The following is a 17,579-nucleotide window of genomic DNA, read 5'->3' as shown; positions in this document are numbered from 1 at the left end:
ACTACAGGTCGCCCAGGTGCTTCTTGGAGGGCACCACCTTCAGCGAGTCCGCGGCCGTCCGCCCGTGGATGCTGGCGGCGTACATGTCCTCGATGTGCGCGGGCGGCGCGGAGAAGGTGCCGGCGAACTGCGCGCGCAGCACGTAGCCCACGGTGCGCGGGCTGTCGCTCCACCACGCCGGCTCCTCGAAGAAGAACGTCGCCCGCTCCGGGTTGAGCACGCGGCGCTTGAGCGCCTCGGGCACCAGCGGCAGCGAGTGCGGTGGCCCACGGAAGGCCTTGTCCTCCTGGAGCGGCACGAAGCCCGCGGGCACCGCGTCCTCCACCACGTAGTACGCCGAGCGCACGCGGTTGTCGCCGCGCGCGTCCACCGTCAGCTCCACGTAAACCTCCTCGCCCTGGGACACGGTGTCGCCCGCACCCAGCCGCACCTTCCCGCCCTCGCGCAGCACGTAGTAGGCGCGCTGGATGGACATGCCCTCCGCCTTCGGCTGCACGGCGGACAGCGGCGTGCGCGTGGTGGCGCGCAGCGTGGCCACGCCGTCGAAGCCGCCCACGTCCACGGTGCGCGTGCCCGGCGCCAGCACCGCCACCAGGCCCAGGCCGCGCGGGGCGAACTTCACCGGCGTCTTCACGCCCTTCACCTCCGGCGCCTTCATGCCCTGCATCGCCTTCGCGTCGCGCTCCAGCAGCCACAGCGAGTGCAGCAGCGTGGTGCTCCGGTCGAAGGTGGACAGGTCAGGCTCGGACAGCAGCTCCAGGATGCGGCGGCGCGCGCGGGTGATGTCCAACGTGCCGAACGAGGCCGCATGCGCGGCGATGGCCGTCATGCCCACGCGCCGCAGCGGGAAGCGGAAGAAGGCCTCCGACTGCTCCAGCGACTGGCCCGGCGTGAGGGCGGCCAGCGTGGCGTAGCCCTGCGCGCTGCGCGCGACCAGCGCGTTGATTTGAGTCTGGAGCGCGGGCTCCTTGATGACGTCGGCCTTCTCCGCGGCCAGCACCGCCAGGGCCAGCGGGTACAGGTCCCCGCCCTCCGCGCCCTGCACCAGCGCCCGCACGCGCGCGGCCTGCTTGGAGCCCTCCAGCCGCGCCAGCACGTAGGCGCGCGTGGCGTCGTACTCGGGCGGCAGGCCCTCCTGCGCCTCCAGCCAGCGGGCGCTCTCCACCAGGCGCGGGTCGGCGCGGTCCACCAGCCCCGCCTCGGCCGCGTAGGCCAGACCATCCAGCGCGATGAGCGTCTGCGGCAGGCTCGGCGTCTCATAGCCACCGAACCAGGTGAAGCCGCCCCCCTTCACCGACATGTCGAGGATGCGCGCGGTGCCCTGCACGGAGCGGCTGCGCGCCTCCGCCAGCAGCGCCTGCGTGTCCGTGTCCAGCTTCGCCAGCGCGCCCGCCTTCTGCAGCACCTGGTACACCGCCACGTTGGGCACGGTGGTGGACACCAACTGCTCCAGGCAGCCGTAGGGGTACGTGAGCAGCTCGCGCACGTTGGACAGCGCCGCGTCGACGATGGACGGCTGGAGCACCAGCTCCACGCGCGTCAGCGTCGCTTCCTGAGGCGCGGGCACCTCCAGCGCGCCGCCGCCCCAGGCGCTCACCTTCACCTCATCCTCCACCGCCGCCGGGCCCACGTCGAAGCGCTTGAGGTCCTTCAGCGAGTCCTTGCCGCCCGCCACGTTCACGGTGAGCTGCGCGGCGCCCGTGGACGCGGCCTTCAGCGTCAGCGGCACCACCTGCTCACCGCCCTTCGCCAGCTCCACCTTGTGCTCGAACTGGTCCGCCTTCAGCGCGCCCAGCGACGCCAGCTTCACGTCCAGCAACTGGCTGGCCGGCGACTTCTCCCCCGCCGACAGGCGCACCGAGGCGACCGCCTCGTCGCCTTCACGGAGGAACTGCGGCAGCGCGGCGTAGAGGTTGAGGCCGCCGCGCGTGGCGAACTCGGAGGTGCCCTCGCCGAAGCGGCCGGAGGTGTCCGCCGCCACCGCCGTCACCACCCACAGCGTCTGGTTGGAGGGCAGCGTGAAGCGCACCGTGGCGCGGCCATCCCGGTCCGTCACCACCGCCGGGTCCCAGTGCGCGGTGTCGCGATCCAGGTCCTTCGTCTGGCGGCTGGGCGGCTTGATGGAGGCGAAGGCGTGGTCCGGCAGCCCCGCCATCTTCCGCGCCAGCGCCTCGCCGTAGCCGTAGCCCTGGAACTCCGACGAGAAGAAGTTGGACACGTTGTTGCGCGCCGGCGGGTAGAAGAAGTCCAGCACCTTGGGCCGGAACTCGCTCTGGATGGCGTAGACGGCCTTGTCCACCACGCCCACGGAGAGCTGCGCCACCACGCCGCGGCCCTCGTGGTCCACCACGCGCACGTCGATGCTCTGCTCGGTGAGCGGCGTGGCCTCGGCGCGGCGGGGCTGCAGCTCCACCGTGAGGGTGCGCTCGCGCGGAATCACCCGGAAGGCCACCGTGCGCTCCTCCCAGCGGCCCGTGGCCGTGGGGTACGCGACGGACGCGTACACCGCGCTGCCGAAGCGCTTCTCCACGTTGAAGCTGTGCACCAGCGTGCGGCCCGTCAGCTCCACCACCTGCGTGTCGTAGAGCGACGCGCCCGACAGCGTCACCCACACCGGGCCCGCGTCACGGCCGCCCGAGCCCCAGCTTTCCGGCATCAGCGCCACCAGCTTCGCGGTGTCGCCCGGCGCCAGCGTCCCGGACAGCGAGGCCAGCGTCAGGTTGGGCACACGCGCCACCGGCTCGTCCGCGCCGCCGATGACGAGCAGCGACTCCTCGCCCTGCCACGTCTCCCCGTTCCTGTCCTTCACCACCACGCGCGCCAGCACGGTGCCCACGTCCGAGGTGGGGACCTTCTCACGGTGCGTGCCATCCGCCGCCGTGGAGAAGGAGCGCTTGCCCAGGCTCTTCTCCGCGCCATCCGCCTTGCGCAGCACGAACTCCACCTCGCCCTGCGTCACGCCGTAGGGCTTGCCCGACAGCGTGGTGGCGCGAATCGCCAGCGTCGCGTCGCCGCTCTTGGCCACCACCGCGTCGGAGTAGCGCGCCAGGCCCAGCACCTCCACCTTCGACAGGAAGAAGGCGGACGTGGCGTTGGCGAAGGTCTCCTGGTCATCACGCGCGCGCACGGTGAGCGAGTACCGGTACGGCAGCCGCTCCTCGCCCGCGGCCAGCGCCGGCACGGCCACCTCGATTTCAGCCTCGCCGTTGGCGTCGAAGGCGCTGGCGCTGGACCACGGGTCCTCATACGCGCCGCGCGCCTCCACGGAGGAGTACAGCCGCTCCGGCACGCTCAGCTTGCCCTCCGTGGTGGAGGCGCTGCCGTACGTCACGTCGCTGCCCTGGCCGCCCTTGCCCGCGTCATCCACCCAGGCGGGCGCGTCCAGCAGGCTGCGGTAGAGGAACACCTCGTACTTCGTGGCGTCGGGCGTACCACCGGCATAGCGGCGGGCGCGCACCTTCGCGCGCAGCGTCTGGCCGGGCACCACGGTCTCCGACGCGGGCTCCATCTCCAGGTAGAACGTCGGCTTCACGTAGTCCTGCACGCGGGCCTCGCCCTGGTGCGGGTGCCCGTCCACCTCCGCCTCCACGCGCAGCACGCCGGTGCCCAGGTCCTCCGGCACCTTCAGCGTGCCGTGGAAGGCGCCGAACTCGTCCACCGAGGCGCGCGTGGTGAGCGCGCGGCCCTCCTGCGAGACGAGCTTCACCTGCACCTGGCGCTTCTTCGGCGTGAAGAGGCGCGCCAGGAAGGTGTCCGGCTGCCGCACCACGCCGCGGAACTTCACCTCGTGGCCCGGCTTGTAGATGGGCCGGTCGCTGTAGATGAACACGTCTGGCGCCACCGCCAGCGCGGAGTAGAAGTCCGTGTCGACGATGGCCGTGTCCCCACCCGCCGTCGCCGTGGCGATGACGCGCGGCTCCGACACCTCCAGCGTCACCTCGCCCTTCGCGTTCGTCTTCCCCACCGGGCCCTTGCCCTTGGGCAGGTACACCTGCACCTCGGCGCCCTCGCGCGGCTTCTGGTCCCGGCCCGCCACGCGCACCAGCACCTGGCCATCCGTCTGCTTGAGCTGCACCGTCAAGTCACTGACGACCAGCACCACCTGTCCCTCCACGCGGCCCTGCACCAACTGGAGCACGTAGGTGCCCGCGGGCAGCGGCGCCAGCGTGACGCGGCGCTCCTGGAAGCCGCTGGGGCCACTGGCGTTGAAGCCGGGGACGTTGAAGTCCCGCTCGGCGCCGCCCAGGTCCAGGTTCAGCCACTGGCTGCGCGTCACCGTGAAGCCGGGCGGCACGCCCACCAGGCGCTCCGGTCCCTCGGCCACCTTCGCCAGCGGCTCGCCCGAGCCCGACGCTTGCGGCGCACGGGGCAGCACCTCTCCCACCTCGTCGCGGAAGGCGGGGCTCAGCGCGTCGAGCAGGAACATGCCCGGCGTGCGGACCGCGTTGAAGCCGCGGCTGAGCGCGCGGCCCGGGTTCTTCAGCGTGGGCGGCGTCTGGTACGCGCGACGCAAATCTCCCTGTGCGCGGATGAAGGCGTCCAGGTTCTCCGGCTTGAGGACGCGCAGCTCGACGGGGCCCTTGTCCTCGAAGGCGACGTCCACCGCCACCGGCTCCTGGGTGCCATAGGAGCGCGGGACGGTGATGTAGAGCGGCTTGGCCAGGGCCACGCCGGACAGCATGAGCGCGGACAGAGCCGCCAGTCGGATGAGGCACTTCATGACCCGAAACCTCCAGGAACCAGCGAATCGCCCTGCACGGTGCCGCGCAGGCCCAGGTACGGCAGCGACTCCAGGTCGCTCCGCGCCGCTTCGATTTCCGGGGGCGCCGCGCTCGGCATGGGCGCGTTGCGGCTGACCCGGAACTCGGACAGGTAACCATCCATGGTGAGCCCGCTGAGCAGCCGGCCCGTGTTCACCCCGAAGGCCACCGAGGTGGGCGCGCGCAGCCCCGCCACCACCGGGCCCGCGGCGTTGAGCATGTTGGGCTGCTGACCCGCGCACGCCTTGCGCAGGCGCTCCAGCTCCGCGTCGTTGGACGCCAGCACCACATGGTTGCAGTGGGTGCCGCGCACCAGCCGGTTGTAGCCACCGGAGAACAGGCCCTCCAGCGCGGCCGCGTCGTCGGTGCGGCCCCACAGCACGGCCAGCTCCACGGGCAGCTTCGCATCACCGCGCGGCGTCCACACCAGCGCCACCTGACGCGTGCGCGTGGGGCCCTTGCCGCCGCCCTTCTCCCAGTATGCCTTGAGCGTCGCGGGGTCCAACGACTCCGGCAGCTTGAGCTGGAAGGCCAGCAGCACCGGCGTGTCCTCCGGCACCAGCTTCAGCAGGTCGTCGGACAGGGGCGCGGCGTCCAGGCGCGCGGGGCCGTCCAGCAGCTCGCCCGCGATGCCCCGGCCCACCAGCCGTCCCGCCTCCACGCCGAACTGGAGCCGCGTGCCCGGGGCCAACCCCACCACGCTCGACAAGAGCTGCACCTCACGGCCATAGGCCTCCGGGTCGTAGCCCAGCTCCACGTCCACGCCGTCCTTCGCCTTCAGCGCCGGCAGCTCCGCGCACAGGCCGTGGAGCACCGCCACCGGGTGGCGCGCGAGCACCAGCCTGTCTTTGAGCCGGCCCGCCCACAGCGTCTGCTCCGCCACCAGCCAGCGCTTCATCTCGAAGGTGCCTTCCGAGCCGCCACCCGGGCAGTGCGGCGCCGTCATGCCACCGCGGCTGGCCACGCCGTCCAGCGCCTCGTACGCGGACGTCGCGGCGCGGCCCGGATTGGGAAGGATGAAGGCCGGCGTGCTGGAGCGCGCGTCACCGGCGAACCACGTCACGCGGAAGGGCGCGTCCAGCAACTGCCCCGCGAAGAGGTCCAGCACCGCGCCCTTGAAGCCCGCCCGGAGGTCCTCGCCGGTGGAGCCGAAGAAGGCGGCCCACGCACCGACGAAGCCCTGGCCCAGCGGCTTCTGGAGCTGGTCGCGCAGCCACGCGTTGGCTGCCAGCGCATCCCGCACCTTGCCCGGGTGGTGCACGTCCACCCAGAGCGCGGAAGGCGCGGCCGTGCCGGGCACCTCCAGCGCCGTCATCGCGGGCTCGGGCATGCCTTCCACGCCGGCGCCCGCGCTGGGCGGGCCCTTGCGCTCGCCACCGAGCAGGTTCGTGACCGTGCCACCGCCGTCGCCGGACTGCCCGCTGCGCCGGCCCAGGAAGAAGGCTCCGGCCACGGCGCCGCCCACGAGGACGGTCACCACGCCGATGAGCAGCGCCTTGGGCGGGCCACTCTTGGGAGATGTCATGACATCCACTCCTTGAAACGGAAGAAGCCGAGGAAGGAAGCGTTCTGCGGCACCGGGCGCCACTCCAGCGGCGCCTCGGTGACCAGGTGGTGGAGGACGCCGGTGCGCACCGCGGCGCCCTTCTCCCCCGGGTGGTAGACGACGCGCGCGGGCGCATGGGCCCGGTCCTCCGGGCGCACCACCAGCATCAGATGGAAGATGGGGCCCGCGTCCTGCTCCTGGCGAAAGGCGAGCACGTCGCCGGTGCGCAGCGACTCGCGGGTGGCGTCGTCACGGCCCAGGAACTGGAAGCTCTGCTGGAGCAGCACCTCCGCGTCCGCGAAGTCGGACGGGCGGCCCCGGCCGTCACGCCACAGCGGCGTGGACAGGCGCTCCGCGGCGACCTGCTTGTACGCGGAACGGAAGGCGAAGCGGATGAGGCCCGCGCAGTCACGCTGGTCCGGATGCCACGCGGCGTCCTGCTTGCGGACCTGGGCCAGCGCCACGCGCGCCACCACCCGTCGGAGCAGCACGTCGCGCGTCTCGGGCGTCGTGGGTGCCTCCGCGTCGTGCGACTTCGCCTCCGACGCCGACGCAGCCGGCGCATGCGGCGATGCCCCAGCCGCCGCGGGCGGAGCGGCCGCGCGCGACGGCGCAAGAGCCGATTCGGACGCCGACACGAGCGGCCGCACCCCGACCGTTCCGCTCGCCAGAGGCGCGGGCGCATGGAGCAGCAGGAGCACGGGAAGGACGCGGCGCATGGACGTGGAGACCCCGGACGACGGAGACGTCAGTACTCGCCTTCGCCGCCGCCATCCCCATTGGACTGGAGCGCCTTGAGGGCCTCATCCAGGTTCTTCGGCCACGCGGCGTGCTTCGGACGCGGATCCTGCGAGGGCACGAACACCTCGGCCTGCCCATCCCCGAGCATGTTCACCCAGGCCAGCACGCGGGTGGTGCCCGGCGTGGCCAGGGGGATGCGCACCATGCGGCGAATCTCGTTCGGCGTGCCTTCGAAGAGCGACAGGTTCAGCGTGGCCACGGTGTGGGCCTTGTCGCCGCTGGGCCAGTAGTTGGTGGCCACCAGGTACACGCCCTTGGGCGGCGAGCGGTGGATGTAGAGGTACGGGCCATACGCGGGCTGGTCGAAGTCACCGCCCTGCGAGTTGAGGAAGAAGGTGCCACCGGAGGGGCTCGCGGTGTCGGCCCAGTACACGTGCGCCATCTTCCGCACGTCCAGGGTGCCGTCCTTGGTGCTGGCGTCGGTGGGCTCGTACAGGTGCAGGTCGGTGTAGACGCCGTCGGTGTCGCTGGTGAGCACCACCTTGAAGGGCACCGGCGGAATCTGCGCGTAGCTGGTGGCCTGCGTGCGCGCGGTGCCGGCCTGGTTGGTGGCCATCACCGTGACGACGTTCTTGCCGCTGGCGGCGGGGAACTTGCGGCTGAAGCGCCCGCGGTACGTGCGCATCAGGTAGCGGTCGCCGTTGATGGACACCACCACCGGGTCAATGGTGGTGTCGCTGACGGTGCCCTCGATGAGCATCATCCGGTCCACCGTCCATCCACCCGACGGCGCGGACAGGGTGACGACAGGGAGCGTCTTGCCCTTGCCAATGGGCACGCCCTGTTGACGGGGATTGGATGCGGGCGTCTGCGCCAGCAGCACGGCGAGGAGGACAGGCAGCATCACGCGTCCTTGATGAAAGGAGGTCCGCGAGCGTTCGCGGGCGGACAGACTGCGGCAGCAGTACCCTCCTTTTCAAGTCGCCTGCCAGCCTCTCGGGCGGCCCTTCCCTGGCAAGTTGTGCCGAACCTGTGGGCGGCGAGCCACGCCTGGCTGCCTGCCCGTGTGGCGGCGGCCACACTTTCCCCGCTTTCGCGAGGCGCCGCACGCGGTGGGAACCCAGACCCACCGCGTGGCGGCAATCCCTCAGGACGCCGTCGGGAGCTGCGCCTCGGCTGCTGCCGGCGCGGCCTGCGCTTCCTTCTTCTCCTCGTCCGCTTCCTCCGCCTTCTCCCCAGCGCCACTGCTGGCGCCCGCCGGCTTGCCCGCACCCGGGGCTCCCGGAGGAGGCGTCCGCTTGGCGGCGGTGGCGGCCTGACGAACCAGCTCGCGGGCCTTCTGCGCCACCTTCGGCGTGGGCGCGAGGATCATGAACATCAGACGCCCTTCCATCCGGGGCATCTGCTCCACGACGGCCACGTCCTTCAGGTCCTTGGCCACGTCGTCGAGGATGGCCGTGCCCTGCTCCTTGTGCGTGATTTCACGCCCACGGAACTGGATGACGACCTTCGCCTTGTTCCCGTCCTCGATGAACCGGCGGGTATTTCGGACCTTGAACTCGTAGTCGTGCTCTTCCGTCTTCGGACGGAGCTTCACTTCCTTGAGCAGGACCGTGACCTGGGCACGCTTCGCTTCCGAGGCCTTCTTCTTCTCCTCGTACTTGAACTTGCCGTAGTCCATGATCTTGCAGACCGGAGGACTGGCCATGGGGCTGATTTCAACGAGGTCCAGCCCCTCGGTCCGGGCACGGTCCAGGGCCGCCTCGAGAGGCATGACCCCGAGCTGGCTACCGTCAGACCCGACGACGCGGACCTCACGGGCACGGATGCGACGATTGGTTCTCTGGTCGCGGCTCCCGCCGCGGCTGCTTCTCTGTTCGCGAATGATGGTGACTCTCCTCCGAATTGGGTTTCAGGCCTGCCCCCCCAAAGGTGTGGCAGGCAGGTCCGCGACAACAAGGGACCGTACACATATGTGAAGCGCCCCGCCCTGCTTGGGAACCACGCCTGGCAGTGTAACCCGCGGGCGCAGGAGTACATCCCAGTGCCCGCTCGCCCGGCAGGAAGGGGAGCCCTGGGTGAACTTTCCTCTTTGGGAGACGGTAACGCCAGAGATAACGCCCGACCCGCCCACCTGCCGTGGAACCATGCCCCCAATGTACCCCCCAGGGACCACCTGAGGGTGACACCCCTGCTCGACCCGGGGGGCTGGGAATTGCCGGGTGGGAAACAAACGGGCGTGGACGGAACGTTTCTTCCAGCCCGGACCCGGAGTCACGGCAGGAGGCCCACGCCCCGCTCCGCCCACTCGCTTCCCGGGGCGGCGCGCAGGTCGTCCACTGGCGGAGGGGGGCGGCGCTCGCCCGGAACACGGCGGATGTGCGAAACCCGGGGGATGAAGCGTCACGCCCCGGCTACGGAACGCAATCGCGAGCCCCTGCTCGCTGTCCTCCGCGAAGTCCTCCCGGCCTCCGGCAGGGTACTGGAGGTGGCCAGCGGCACCGGCCAGCACGCGGCGTGGTTCGCCCGAGCGCTCCCCCACCTCGTCTGGCAGCCCACCGACGTGGACGCGGAGTCGCTGGAGAGCATCGAGGCGTGGCGCACCGAGGAAGGCCCGCCCAACCTGCTGCCGCCGCGCCGGCTCGACGCGAGCGCGGAGTCCTGGCCGGAGACGGCCGCGGACGTCATCCTCAACGTGAACATGATTCACATCGCCCCCTGGACGGCCTGCCAGGGCTTGATGCGGGGCGCGGGCCGGGCGCTGCCTCCCGGCGGGCTGCTCGTCCTGTATGGCCCCTACTTCGTCGAGGGCCGCGAGACGGCCCCCAGCAACCTGGAGTTCGACGCCTCCCTCCGCGCCAGGAACCCGGCGTGGGGCGTGAGGTCGCTGGAGGCCGTCACCGCCGAGGCCGCTCTGCATGGCCTGGAGCGCGAGCGCGTGGTGGACATGCCCAGCAACAACCTCACCGTGGTCTTCCGCAAACCCCGTCCTCCGGTGTCCCCGCCCTGAAGGCCGCCCGACACCGCGCCGGCTGAGTGCGGACCGCCGCACACGCCCGCGGCCCTGGAGCCCTTCACGCCCGACACGCGCGCCACTACCCCCATCCCGAGGCGAGACGCGGGCGGGAGAGGGGGGAACACCATGCCGGACGCACCAGCGAAGGCCCGCCCGCCAGAGGGTGTTCTGTTCGCCTCGGCCTTCCGTGGCCACGAGACAGAGGCCGGAAGCCGTCAACGCACGCTGATGCTGGTCCTGGCCGTCATCGGTCTGCACGCCGCGGCGCTCATCGGCGCGGCCTCTTTCTGGCACGGCACGCCGCGACGGCTCGACGGCGAAACCACCCGGGGAGAAGTCCTCGTGCTCCGCCTGACCGCCCTGCCACCTTCGGCCCCGGTGGGGGACGTCACCGGGCCAGCCCCCGCGCCTCTTCGGTCCCGGACCGCGCGCAGGCCTCGCCCCTCGCGCGCCCCCTCACCGTCGCGCCCCGTCGCGGCACCGCGCGCCTCCGAGCTCGCGGAGCCGCTGTCCGTCGGGCGCCCCGCCGGCATCCCAGCCCATGACCGTGACAGCCTGGCGGGCCGCGCCGTGGCGGGCATCACCCAGCGCGCCCTGGGGCCCGGCTTCCCGGGGTTGCTCGTGGAGCCGCCACCCGCCACGGCCCCCGACAACCGCGAGGACATGGCCCGGCGCTACTTCGAACAGATGTTCCGCGACCGCTTCGAGGACGTTCCCTACCCCCACGAGGCGCGGATGGCGGGCATCGAAGGGTCCTTGGTGCTGCGCATCTCCGTGGGCGTGCAGGGCCAGTTGGTGGCCCTGGGGGTGCTGGGCCCCTGCCCCCACCCCCTCCTGTGCGAAGCCGCGCAGGAGGCGGTGCGACATGCCGCGCCCTTTCCACCGCCACCGCCGGCGCTCGGCGACCGGGTTACCGTCGAGCTGCCCTTCAACTACCACCTGGAATGAGCACGCGTTCGAAGCGGCACTAGCCGGCGCGCATCCACCCTTCGCGCTCCAGCAGTCCGGCCACGCGGGCGGCCAGCTCGTCGCGGATGCGGTGGACCAGGACGTCCGACTTGTCCTTGGGGTCTTCCAGCGGCCAGTCCTCGCGCTGGAGCCCCGGCACCTGGGGACAGGCCTCGCCACATCCCAGGGTGATGAGCCATTGCGCGTCCTGGGTCAGGTCGTCCGTGAGCAGGCGGGGCTTCACGTCGTGCAGGTCGATGCCGATGTCCCGCATGGCCGCGAGCACTTCGGGATGCACCTTGTCGCCAGGCTGCGTCCCCGCGGAGACGGCGCGCGCCTTCTGGGGGTCTACCATCACATTGAAGAACGCCTCCGCCATCAGCGAGCGGCCAGCGTTGCGTACACAGGCGAAGATGACCTTGTTCATCAGACGTCCAACTCCATTCCTCACAGGTTCACGCGCCCCTCCCCGCGCGAAGTGACTTTCGGCATGTTCAATGGCTTGCATATCTCACGGAGGGCTGGCCGCAAAGGGAGAGGCCGGGCGGATGGAAGGCCACACACGCCTACCTTTGGCGGGCGCAATCCATTGCGCATGTGAAAAACGCCTGCAACTGCAACGCGGCGCACAATCCGGGTGCGCACGCCCGCGCGGAGGCAGGCATGCATCGGTTGACTCCGCCATGCGGAGCGTGCCGCCCTGGATGTGAATTGTCTTCTGGGCCGTGGTGCTGGTGTTGCTGGCGGTGGACCCGGCCGAGCAGTCCGGCAACACGGGCTCCCACGGGAACGCCAGGCAACCACCGGCGACACAAGCGGGCTACGACAAGTCCTTCATCGTCAAGCTCGACACAGGGGCTGCGGCGTCCCGGCCCGGCGCCCCCGTGAAACGGGAGGCCTGAGCCGGGAACGCCCCTGATACGGCGGAACGGCTACTCCAGGCCCGCGGCCTGACCGTCGGCGCCGGCACCGCCCAGCACGAAGCCGTCGAAGGCCACGTTGGCCATCAGCTCCACGCGCTCCTTGTGCTTCTTCAGCAGCTCCACGTTGGCGGTGGCCGCCTTCTTGGATGCCTCGGACAGCGGCTGCTCCTCGTTCGCGCCGGGCTCCTCAATCGCGTCCAGCGTCTCCTGGAGCTGCGCCCGGGCCTCCTCCAACTGCGCGCGCTCCTCGTCGGCGAGCGAGCCGTCCGCCAGCCGCTTGTCGACCTCGGCCAGCTGCGTCACCATCATCTTCCGGCCCTGCTCCGCCGCGGCGCCAAGCTGGTCCAGGCTGTCGGCCACCATGGAGGCGTAGACGGTGGTGGTGATGCTCTGGAACTCGGCGGGGGACATCCCCTGCGCCTTGAGGCCGGCGATGTACGCCTTGCGCACGTCCGCCATCAGCCCCATGAACAGGCCCGCGGCGTCCACGGCCGCGTTGAAGCCCGGCTTCTCGTCACCGTCGCCCGCGTGCTGGGCCTCGAACTCCTTGGACTTCGCCTCGAAGGCCTTGAAGGCCGGCAGCGCCGACTCGCGCACCGTCAGGTAGGCCAGCAGCCGCTGCTCGTCCAACGGCAACACCTGCCCCTCCGGGGGCGCCTTGAATGAATTGCTGGCGTTGAGCTGTGTCAGCTCCTGCTCCTGGGCCTGTATCGTCTGCATGGCTTCGATGCTGCCGCCGAACTTGTTCTTGGCCCAGATGCCACCCGCCAGCATCAAGCCGATGCCCGCCAGGATGAAGACACCGCAGCCGATGCCCAGTCCGATGAGGACCTTCTTCATGAAACCCTCCAGGGAAAACGTGTCACCACGGACCCAGTGCTAGCCGGGCTGGGCCCCCTGGAGCAAGCGTCACGGTGTCACGGAGCGTCGACGTCCGGGCGAGCAGGCGACATGGGCTGGCGGGGCAGGCGGGCCTGGAACGTGGTTCCCTCCTGCTCCGTGGAGTGGACGCGGACCACGCCGCCGTGGGCATCCACGATGTGCTTCACGATGAAGAGGCCCAGCCCCAGTCCGCCACCCCGGGCGCCCTTGCGCTCCGGGCGCTTCATCGGCTCGAACATGCGGGCCCGGAGCTCCGGCTCAATGGGCCCGCCTGCGTTGTGGACGGTCAGCAGCACGTCGTCGCGCAGCCCATGCGTGCGGATGCGCACCGGGCAGTGCTCCGGGCTGTAGCTGAGCGCGTTGTTGACCAGGTTGGTGATGACCTGGGCCAGCCGGTCCGCGTCCCACAGCCCGTAGCCGTCTCCCCGGCACTCCAGCTTCAGCGTCCGCTCCGGGCGGGTGAGCCGGACCTCCTCCACCACTTGCCGGGTCAGCTCGTGCAGGTCCAGCCACTGGGGCTCAATGGGAATGCCACCGCCCAGCCGGGCCTGCGTGAAGTCGAGCAAATCCCTCAGCATGCGCGTGGCGCGCTCCGCGCTGGAGAGGATGCGGCCCAGGCCCTTGCGCAGCCGCTCATCCAGGCCTTCCCGCCGCAGCAGCGCGGTGGCGGACATGCTGATGGCGGCCAGGGGGTTGCGCAGGTCATGGCTGACGATGCCGATGAGGAGCTGCTCGAACTCCGCGCGCTGCTTCGCCTCCAGCTCCGTGGCCCGCCGCTCGGTGATGTCCTGCATGGCGCCCACCATGCGCACCGCGTGGCCCTCGGCGTCCCGGACCACCTGCCCCCGGTCGGCGACCACGGCCCAGGTGCCATCCCCGCGCAGGAAGCGGTACTCGTCCGCCCAATGGCTCGCGCCCTGGTCGATGACGGCCTGCATGTCCCGGGCAATCCGCTCGCGGTCCTCCGGATGGATGTGCTCCGTCCACCATGCGAGGTCCCGCGGCGGGGCGCGCGAGGCCAGCCGGAACTGGACGGCGGCCAGCTCACTCCACTCGATGGTCCCCGCGTCCAGGTCCCAGTCGTAGATGACGTCGCTGGTCGCCAGCGTGGCCAGCCGGTAGCGCATCTCCGACTGGCGCAGAACCTCCTCGGCGCGCCGCCGCTCGCTGATGTCCAGCGACACGCCCGCCACGCTCACCACGCTGCCGTCGGGCCCGATGACGGGGGAGACGCCCGTCATGAAATAGGAGCCCGCCATCTCCACCTCCAGGGTGAAGGACTGGCCCTCCTGGGCGCGCAGCGTGGCGGCCACGAGGTCCGGCCGGTCGCGGTACACGTCGAACGCGGAGCGTCCCACGTAGGCGCCTCGCTCCAACCCCAGCGCGCTCAGCCGCTCGCCCTCGAAGAGGGTGATGATGCCCTGCGCGTCCGTGGCCCAGAGGATGACGGGCAACTGGGTGACGATGCGGCGCAGGTGCTCGCGGGCCTCGTCCCGCTCGCGCTCCAGCCGCTTCGCCTCGGTGAAGTCGGTGGAGAAGCCACACACGCCAACGACACGCCCTTGCGCGTCCGGCAGGGGGAACTTGAGGGTCTGGAAGACGTGCAGCCCGTCGAGGAGCGGCACGTGCTCATCAATGGTGAGTTGCTGGCCGGAGTCCAGCACCTGCCGGTCATTGCCGGTGAAGGTGCTGGCGACCTCCTCGGAGAACAGGTCGAAGTCGGTGCGCCCCATCACATCGCGCCGGAGCTTGCCGGAGGCCCTCTCGAAACCGTGGTTCACGTAGAGGTACCGGCCCGCCGTGTCCTTGGCGTAGATGAGCGTCGGCGCGTGGTCGAGCAGCCCGTGCAGCCAGGCCCCCGTCGCCCGCGCGGTGCGCTCGTCCTCCAGGGACGACTGGCCCACCGCCTCCACCAGCCCCGCGTCGAGCACCTGGGTCAGCGCGCGCAGCCCCGCGAGCTCGGGGACCCAGCCCACGCATTCCAGGCTCTCGAGGATGGCCTCGCGCAGCGCGCCATATTCGAGCACCAGCGAGCTGATGCCGAAGCCGGCCAGGTAGCGCTCACGTCCATACTCACGGCCCAGGGTGCGAGCCTCCGCCAGCCGCGCCGCCATGGAGGGGGTTCGGAGCAGCGCCCCGAGCCGCCCCACGAGCTTGTGGAGGGCCCCCGCCTCCGCGATTGCCAGGGGCGCGAGCGCTCCGAGCGCGGCGCCCACCCCCGCCATCAGGCGCCGGGTGATGTCCTCCCGCAGGACATCCAAGACGTCCGGCAGCGAGAGCGTCGGCGTGACGCTTGGGCTCATGCGCGCGCCTTCATGGTCGATGATTGCCCTGGCATGTCCTCACCAGCCCCCCAACCAGGAACGCCCGCCCTCTCCATGCGGGCCGCGCGTGGCTGTTATCATTGGGATACATCCCATCCCCCGGCGGGACTGCCCGTCTCCGAGTCGGGCTCGGATGATGCCTCGCGGGAGAGACAGCCACGGCGGAGCCTCGTCCGACAGGTGGCTCACCGCTGACAGGGGACGGGCGCGCAGGCCCCCCAGACACCGCGCCTCGCCAGCCGGGCCTGCGCCTCCAGTGCCTGGAACTCCGCGCGTCTCGAACGACCCGCGGGAGGAACGTGGAGCACGCAGGCATGGCCTCTCTCCACCAACAGCGTGTTCACCTCGCGTTCCTCCACGGACACGTAGGCGAGGAGCCGGCCGAAGCGGTCCTCGCACGCCTCGCCATAGGTCAGCGTGACCTGCCTGCCCTCGACGAGGCCCCGGTTGAAGGCATGCGCCTCCGGACCGAAGCAGTCACCGCCCGCGCCCGTGCGCTCCGGTGCATCCGCGAGCAGGTAGCGAACACGCTCGCCGCTCTCCAGGACGACCGTGTCCCCGTCCAAGACCTCCGCCACCCGTCCTGAAGCGGGGCCGCAAGAGACCTCCGCTTCACCCCCGCCACAGGCCGCCAGCAAACAGGCCAACGCACCTTTCATCAAAGCGCGCATGCGCGGTTCACCCCTCCCGGCGTGCCTCGGTCTCCCCGGCCATAACGGGCCGACTCGGGGGCGGGACAGAAGCTCCCGGGCCAGTCATTGCGTTGAGGGTCACTGCGCCCGGGGTCGAGCTGTGAGGACACACCTGGGATGGCCGCGCCGGTCCACGACACGGCGTCGAGCACGCGCCCTTTCAGCGAGAGCTCGAGCTTCCGGCTGCCCGTTGTATTCGCCAGGTTGAAGTTGAAGGTGCCGAGCACCGCGGGCAGCCCGCCATTGAGGGACGCATCCTCACTGCGCGCCAGGACCGCGCGGCCTCCTGCCTTCACGGCCAGACACAGCGCCGAGTCGAACGTCGAGCGGCCTCCGCTCTCGTTGGACAGCGACACTCCATTGAGGTCCACGTCGCGCAGCGCGAGCACCTCCACCCACTCCCCCGTGGCATCCGCTACCGCCTGTGGGTCCGCCATGAATTCGGTGAGGACGAGCGAGCCCCCATCGGGCCCCCTGCGCGCACGCGTCCTTCCGGTGGTCCGGTCAATACATCCGTCCTCGAGCGTCCCGGCATCCACGCCGCCATCGGAGGTTCCACCGTCGCCAACGCCGCCCGGCGTGCCCCCGTCTCCCTCACAGACACGATTCCCACGACCGGGCGTCCCCATGTTGCCGCGCGAGCCATAGGCGGCCGTGGCTGCGCACCATGCGGAGGGCGCGTCATTCTGGACAGCATCCGCGAGCGGTGCGGACACCTGCGTGGCCACGCCATCCACCGCCAGACCGTAATCGACCGCGTCGAGCACCACGCCCCCGGCCTTCACCTGCAACCGGCCGCCCGCGTTGCGCAGGTCCATGTTGAACGTCGCCATGGGCGGAGGAAGCCCTCCGTTGAGGGTGGCATCCGTGCGACGGGCCAGCACCGCGTACTCCCCCGCCGAGAGCGACAGGCAACCCTCCGCCTTCACCGTCGCCTCACCCGCCTCAGCGACCAGCGTCACGCCGTTGAGGTCCACGGGGGCCGTGGCTCGCAGCTCCACCCACTCACCCAACGTGTCGTCGCCACGCGGATTGACCATGAACTCAGTGATGACCAGCTCTCCAGGCGCCGGAAGCAGGACAGGCCTCACCGCATCGGCGCCCGCGGGCCTGCACGTCGCCACCACCACGCCCGCGTCCTCGGGGACACCCGCGTCACCCACGGGGCCACAAGGTGCGTTCGCGGCGCCAGGACTCCCCTGGAACGTCCCGCCGGCACCGGCGTCAGGCGAGTCACACCAGCGAGACAGGTCGTCGTTCCCCGCCATGTCCGGCACCAGGCGGCCGTCGTAGATGCGCGACGCCCCGCTCTTCGCGGGCGCGGAGAGCGGGACCTCGTCCAGGACCCGCTCACCGCACCGGATGCCCAGCCGTCCGCCCGAGTTCCCCAACGCCCCCAGCCCGTCGCCATAGGCGTGGTCCACGTGCGCGGGCACCGGCCCGTCGCGCACGTCGCCCAGCACCAGGTAGTCTCCCGCCGCCACCGTCATCTCCTCAAGGACGGCATAGGCTGTCTCCTGCGAGCCATCCGCGCGGGACGCGTAGAGCGTCAGCCCATACAGGTCCACGGGGCCGCGCGTGGGGTTGTGCAGCTCCACGTACTCCTGACCCGTGTCCGTCCCCACCGGGTCGTTGAGGTATTCGGTGATGGCGACATCACCGGGCAACAACCCCGCACACGCCGCGTCCACGTCTTCGTCCAGGGACGTGCCCCCACACGCCCACGCGCCCGCCAACCCCAGCAACC

General features: G+C 71.0%; 13 protein-coding genes. 3 read left to right on the top strand and 10 right to left on the bottom strand.

The genetic code is table 11. The features are described from left to right. Position 1: 1 nt before the first annotated feature. The 5 genes from FL344_RS05800 to infC form a co-directional block, all read right to left on the bottom strand. The gene (locus tag FL344_RS05800) at positions 2-4,720 is read right to left on the bottom strand and encodes an MG2 domain-containing protein (RefSeq protein ID WP_141617814.1); all 4,719 of its coding nucleotides are present in this window, start codon (positions 4,718-4,720) and stop codon (positions 2-4) included. Further along, on the bottom strand, positions 4,717-6,285 hold the full coding sequence (locus FL344_RS05795) for a hypothetical protein (protein WP_194863003.1): 1,569 nt from the start codon (positions 6,283-6,285) through the stop codon (positions 4,717-4,719). The genes FL344_RS05800 and FL344_RS05795 overlap by 4 nt, the downstream gene beginning before the upstream one ends. Then, positions 6,282-7,025 (bottom strand): DUF1175 family protein, encoded by a 744-nt coding sequence (locus FL344_RS05790; RefSeq protein ID WP_141617812.1) that lies wholly within the window; start codon positions 7,023-7,025, stop codon positions 6,282-6,284. The genes FL344_RS05795 and FL344_RS05790 overlap by 4 nt, the downstream gene beginning before the upstream one ends. A 29-nt stretch (positions 7,026-7,054) precedes the next feature. Beyond that, positions 7,055-7,951, bottom strand: a complete 897-nt coding sequence (locus FL344_RS05785) for a DUF2135 domain-containing protein (RefSeq protein ID WP_141617811.1) — start codon at positions 7,949-7,951, stop codon at positions 7,055-7,057. 243 nt (positions 7,952-8,194) lie between these two features. Then, a complete protein-coding gene (gene infC / locus FL344_RS05780; RefSeq protein WP_141591641.1) occupies positions 8,195-8,935 on the bottom strand; it encodes a translation initiation factor IF-3 in 741 nt (246 codons plus the stop codon). Between the two features lie 507 nt (positions 8,936-9,442). Here infC and FL344_RS05775 point away from each other — a divergent pair. Together FL344_RS05775 and FL344_RS05770 are read left to right on the top strand one after the other, a co-directional pair. Continuing rightward, complete coding sequence (locus FL344_RS05775) at positions 9,443-10,057, top strand: DUF938 domain-containing protein (protein ID WP_141591642.1); 615 nt, start codon at positions 9,443-9,445, stop codon at positions 10,055-10,057. A 132-nt stretch (positions 10,058-10,189) separates the two neighbouring features. Next, positions 10,190-11,011, top strand: a complete 822-nt coding sequence (locus FL344_RS05770; RefSeq protein ID WP_141617810.1) for a TonB family protein — start codon at positions 10,190-10,192, stop codon at positions 11,009-11,011. A gap of 19 nt (positions 11,012-11,030) precedes the next feature. Here FL344_RS05770 and FL344_RS05765 read toward each other — a convergent pair whose 3' ends face one another. Further along, on the bottom strand, positions 11,031-11,438 hold the full coding sequence (locus FL344_RS05765; protein ID WP_011550706.1) for a low molecular weight phosphatase family protein: 408 nt from the start codon (positions 11,436-11,438) through the stop codon (positions 11,031-11,033). A gap of 298 nt (positions 11,439-11,736) precedes the next feature. On the opposite strand from FL344_RS05765, the gene FL344_RS05760 reads away from it, so the two are divergent. Continuing rightward, positions 11,737-11,913, top strand: a complete 177-nt coding sequence (locus FL344_RS05760; protein WP_228564807.1) for a hypothetical protein — start codon at positions 11,737-11,739, stop codon at positions 11,911-11,913. Positions 11,914-11,943: 30 nt separating this feature from the next. Here the strand turns inward: FL344_RS05760 and FL344_RS05755 are convergent, their stop codons facing one another. From FL344_RS05755 to FL344_RS05740, 4 genes are all read right to left on the bottom strand, one after another. Further along, a complete protein-coding gene (locus FL344_RS05755; protein WP_141591644.1) occupies positions 11,944-12,774 on the bottom strand; it encodes a hypothetical protein in 831 nt (276 codons plus the stop codon). A gap of 77 nt (positions 12,775-12,851) precedes the next feature. Continuing rightward, the gene (locus FL344_RS05750; protein ID WP_141617809.1) at positions 12,852-15,119 is read right to left on the bottom strand and encodes a PAS domain-containing sensor histidine kinase; all 2,268 of its coding nucleotides are present in this window, start codon (positions 15,117-15,119) and stop codon (positions 12,852-12,854) included. A gap of 206 nt (positions 15,120-15,325) precedes the next feature. Further along, positions 15,326-15,718, bottom strand: coding sequence for a thermonuclease family protein (locus FL344_RS05745; protein WP_228564806.1), 393 nt, complete (start codon positions 15,716-15,718; stop codon positions 15,326-15,328). 80 nt (positions 15,719-15,798) lie between these two features. After that, positions 15,799-17,577 (bottom strand): lamin tail domain-containing protein, encoded by a 1,779-nt coding sequence (locus tag FL344_RS05740; RefSeq protein ID WP_141617808.1) that lies wholly within the window; start codon positions 17,575-17,577, stop codon positions 15,799-15,801. Between the last annotated feature and the right edge of the window lie 2 nt (positions 17,578-17,579).

The sequence above is a fragment of the Myxococcus sp. AB036A genome (assembly GCF_006547355.1).
GTDB classification, from domain to species: Bacteria; Myxococcota; Myxococcia; order Myxococcales; family Myxococcaceae; genus Myxococcus; species Myxococcus virescens.
Note: the sequence above shows the minus strand (reverse complement) of the source record. Positions and strands in the feature narration are given on the sequence as shown.

Excerpts from the sequence above, each read along its gene's own strand:
- FL344_RS05800 (WP_141617814.1), bottom strand. The coding sequence starts at position 4,720 with ATGAAGTGCCTCATCCGACTGGCGGCTCTGTCCGCGCTCATGCTGTCC.
- FL344_RS05795 (WP_194863003.1), bottom strand. The coding sequence starts at position 6,285 with ATGACATCTCCCAAGAGTGGCCCGCCCAAGGCGCTGCTCATCGGCGTG.
- FL344_RS05790 (WP_141617812.1), bottom strand. The coding sequence starts at position 7,025 with ATGCGCCGCGTCCTTCCCGTGCTCCTGCTGCTCCATGCGCCCGCGCCT.
- FL344_RS05785 (WP_141617811.1), bottom strand. The coding sequence starts at position 7,951 with ATGCTGCCTGTCCTCCTCGCCGTGCTGCTGGCGCAGACGCCCGCATCC.
- FL344_RS05775 (WP_141591642.1), top strand. The coding sequence starts at position 9,443 with ATGAAGCGTCACGCCCCGGCTACGGAACGCAATCGCGAGCCCCTGCTC.
- FL344_RS05770 (WP_141617810.1), top strand. The coding sequence starts at position 10,190 with ATGCCGGACGCACCAGCGAAGGCCCGCCCGCCAGAGGGTGTTCTGTTC.
- FL344_RS05765 (WP_011550706.1), bottom strand. The coding sequence starts at position 11,438 with ATGAACAAGGTCATCTTCGCCTGTGTACGCAACGCTGGCCGCTCGCTG.
- FL344_RS05755 (WP_141591644.1), bottom strand. The coding sequence starts at position 12,774 with ATGAAGAAGGTCCTCATCGGACTGGGCATCGGCTGCGGTGTCTTCATC.
- FL344_RS05750 (WP_141617809.1), bottom strand. The coding sequence starts at position 15,119 with ATGAGCCCAAGCGTCACGCCGACGCTCTCGCTGCCGGACGTCTTGGAT.